The 567-nt window shown below is 57.0% G+C and carries 2 pseudogenes; both read right to left on the bottom strand.

Going from position 1 to position 567, the window contains the following annotated elements:
• Nucleotides 1-302: pseudogene (locus MWC30_RS21780) on the bottom strand (transposase); the annotation flags it as partial.
• Nucleotides 296-567: pseudogene (locus MWC30_RS21775) on the bottom strand (hypothetical protein); the annotation flags it as partial. The pseudogenes MWC30_RS21780 and MWC30_RS21775, both read right to left, overlap by 7 nt.

The following is a 567-nucleotide window of genomic DNA, read 5'->3' as shown; positions in this document are numbered from 1 at the left end:
ACCCGCTCGGCCCACTGGTCCAACTGTTCCGACGATGCAGACGCCAGGCGATGTTTCGCCCAGTCCGGCAGTGGACCAAAACGACGGGTCAGTATCTTCTCCAGGAGGCCACATTTTCCCTCAAGCCTTCCTTCCAGCTTTCCTTCGCGCCGCCCTTCCACTTTCCCTTCGCGTCGTCCTTCCAGTCTTCCTTCGTGGTGTCCTTCGCGTCGTCCTTCCTGAAATCCCTTATCCTTTATGTATTGAGCCAACATGGCGGTCTCCTCACTCTCCGTCATCAGGCGGTAGTACTCTGTCAACATTGTTCCGCAGGGTTCCCCCCCCGTTGATTCCCCCCTTGAGGGGGGCAGGGGGGTGTTGTCTTGCCCGGCATAACAACTTTTACGGAGCGGTAGATGACTTCACGCTCCTCGTCCCGGATTTCCGCGTAGAGATCGATGAAGTCCACATACTTGTCAAAGAGCATCGGCGCCGCCAACCTGAACAGTCCCAGGTACGCCTGCTGAATCACTTCCGCCCGCTCCTCCGGTTTATAATCCATCTTCGGCAGCAGAATCTTCACGATGG

Origin of the sequence: Desulforhabdus sp. TSK, assembly GCF_022836495.1 — a bacterium.
Taxonomy (GTDB): Bacteria; Desulfobacterota; Syntrophobacteria; order Syntrophobacterales; family Syntrophobacteraceae; genus Desulforhabdus.
The sequence above is the reverse complement of the archived record's forward strand: the minus strand, read 5'-3'. Positions and strand labels throughout refer to the sequence as shown.